General features: G+C 53.9%; 1 tRNA gene and 2 rRNA genes. All 3 read left to right on the top strand.

What is annotated here, in order from left to right:
- Nucleotides 1-18: 18 nt before the first annotated feature.
- A 16S ribosomal RNA gene (locus C6H66_RS25075) occupies nucleotides 19-1,563 on the top strand.
- A gap of 82 nt (nucleotides 1,564-1,645) precedes the next feature.
- Nucleotides 1,646-1,721, top strand: a tRNA-Glu gene (locus C6H66_RS25070).
- 189 nt (nucleotides 1,722-1,910) lie between these two features.
- Nucleotides 1,911-2,798 (top strand): 23S ribosomal RNA (locus C6H66_RS25065); the annotation flags it as partial.

Raw genomic sequence — 2,798 nt, 5'->3', positions numbered from 1 at the left:
CTTTGAGCGTCAAACTTTGAATTGAAGAGTTTGATCATGGCTCAGATTGAACGCTGGCGGCAGGCCTAACACATGCAAGTCGGGCGGTAACAGGAAAGCGCTTGCGCTTTTGCTGACGAGCGGCGGACGGGTGAGTAATGTCTGGGGATCTGCCCGAGGGCGGGGGATAACCACTGGAAACGGTGGCTAATACCGCATAATGTCGCAAGACCAAAGTGGGGGACCTGAAAGGGCCTCACGCCGTCGGATGAACCCAGATGGGATTAGCTGGTAGGTAGGGTAATGGCCTACCTAGGCGACGATCCCTAGCTGGTCTGAGAGGATGACCAGCCACACTGGGACTGAGACACGGCCCAGACTCCTACGGGAGGCAGCAGTGGGGAATATTGCACAATGGGCGCAAGCCTGATGCAGCCATGCCGCGTGTATGAAGAAGGCCTTCGGGTTGTAAAGTACTTTCAGCGGGGAGGAAGGGTTGAGCCTGAACAGGGCTGGGCCTTGACGTTACCCGCAGAAGAAGCACCGGCTAACTCCGTGCCAGCAGCCGCGGTAATACGGAGGGTGCGAGCGTTAATCGGAATGACTGGGCGTAAAGCGCACGCAGGCGGTCAATTAAGTTAGATGTGAAATCCCCGGGCTCAACCTGGGAACGGCATCTAAGACTGGTTGACTGGAGTCTCGTAGAGGGGGGTAGAATTCCATGTGTAGCGGTGAAATGCGTAGAGATGTGGAGGAATACCGGTGGCGAAGGCGGCCCCCTGGACGAAGACTGACGCTCAGGTGCGAAAGCGTGGGGAGCAAACAGGATTAGATACCCTGGTAGTCCACGCTGTAAACGATGTCGATTTGGAGGTTGCGGCCTTGAGCTGTGGCTTCCGAAGCTAACGCGTTAAATCGACCGCCTGGGGAGTACGGCCGCAAGGTTAAAACTCAAATGAATTGACGGGGGCCCGCACAAGCGGTGGAGCATGTGGTTTAATTCGATGCAACGCGAAGAACCTTACCTACTCTTGACATCCTCAGAATTTGCTGGAGACAGCGAAGTGCCTTCGGGAACTGAGAGACAGGTGCTGCATGGCTGTCGTCAGCTCGTGTTGTGAAATGTTGGGTTAAGTCCCGCAACGAGCGCAACCCTTATCCTTTGTTGCCAGCGCGTGATGGCGGGAACTCAAAGGAGACTGCCGGTGATAAACCGGAGGAAGGTGGGGATGACGTCAAGTCATCATGGCCCTTACGAGTAGGGCTACACACGTGCTACAATGGCGGATACAAAGTGAAGCGACCTCGCGAGAGCAAGCGGAACACACAAAGTCTGTCGTAGTCCGGATTGGAGTCTGCAACTCGACTCCATGAAGTCGGAATCGCTAGTAATCGTAGATCAGCATGCTACGGTGAATACGTTCCCGGGCCTTGTACACACCGCCCGTCACACCATGGGAGTGGGTTGCAAAAGAAGTCGGTAGCTTAACCGCGAGGGGGGCGCTGACCACTTTGTGGCTCATGACTGGGGTGAAGTCGTAACAAGGTAACCGTAGGGGAACCTGCGGTTGGATCACCTCCTTACCTGAGATAGGTTAAGTGCAGTGCTCACACAGATTGTCTGATGAAAGTCGAGAGCAAGGGAGTCTGCGAAGCCGACCATAGGGTCCCCTTCGTCTAGAGGCCTAGGACACCGCCCTTTCACGGCGGTAACAGGGGTTCGAATCCCCTAGGGGACGCCACTTGCGGGATAACGGGTGAAAGGCGTTGTCATCAAGGTATCTTTAAGCGGATTAGTGATAATCGGTTTAGCGATATAAGCTCTTTAACAATCTGGAACAAGCTGAAAAATTGAAACACTCAGTAATATCGACAAGGTATTATTGGGGAGTCTCTCAAGCTGAACAATCCGAGACTTTTTCGGGTTGTGAGGTTAAGCGAATAAGCGTACACGGTGGATGCCTAGGCAGTCAGAGGCGATGAAGGACGTGCTAATCTGCGAAAAGCGTCGGTAAGCTGATATGAAGCGATATAGCCGGCGATGTCCGAATGGGGAAACCCAGTGCAATGCGTTGCACTATCATTAACTGAATCCATAGGTTAATGAGGCGAACCGGGGGAACTGAAACATCTCAGTACCCCGAGGAAAAGAAATCAACCGAGATTCCCCCAGTAGCGGCGAGCGAACGGGGAGCAGCCCAGAACCAGCATCAGCCATAGCATCAGAGGAACGGTCTGGAAAGGCCGGCGAGAGAGGGTGACAGCCCCGTACTCGAAGGTGGTATGGCTGTGAGTTCGACGAGTAAGGCGGGACACGAGAAATCCTGTCTGAAGATGGGGGGACCATCCTCCAAGGCTAAATACTCCTGACTGACCGATAGTGAACCAGTACCGTGAGGGAAAGGCGAAAAGAACCCCGGCGAGGGGAGTGAAAGAGAACCTGAAACCGTGTACGTACAAGCAGTGGGAGCCTTGATTAATCAGGGTGACTGCGTACCTTTTGTATAATGGGTCAGCGACTTATATTCTGTAGCAAGGTTAACCGTATAGGGGAGCCGCAGGGAAACCGAGTCTTAACTGGGCGAATAAGTTGCAGGGTATAGACCCGAAACCCGGTGAGCTAGCCATGGGCAGGTTGAAGGTTGGGTAACACTAACTGGAGGACCGAACCGACTAATGTTGAAAAATTAGCGGATGACCTGTGGCTGGGGGTGAAAGGCCAATCAAACCGGGAGATAGCTGGTTCTCCCCGAAAGCTATTTAGGTAGCGCCTCGTGGATTCATCTTCGGGGGTAGAGCACTGTTTCGGCTAGGGGGCC

The organism is Photorhabdus hindustanensis (assembly GCF_002968995.1).
Classification (GTDB): Bacteria; Pseudomonadota; Gammaproteobacteria; order Enterobacterales; family Enterobacteriaceae; genus Photorhabdus; species Photorhabdus akhurstii.
Note: the sequence above shows the minus strand (reverse complement) of the source record. Positions and strands in the feature narration are given on the sequence as shown.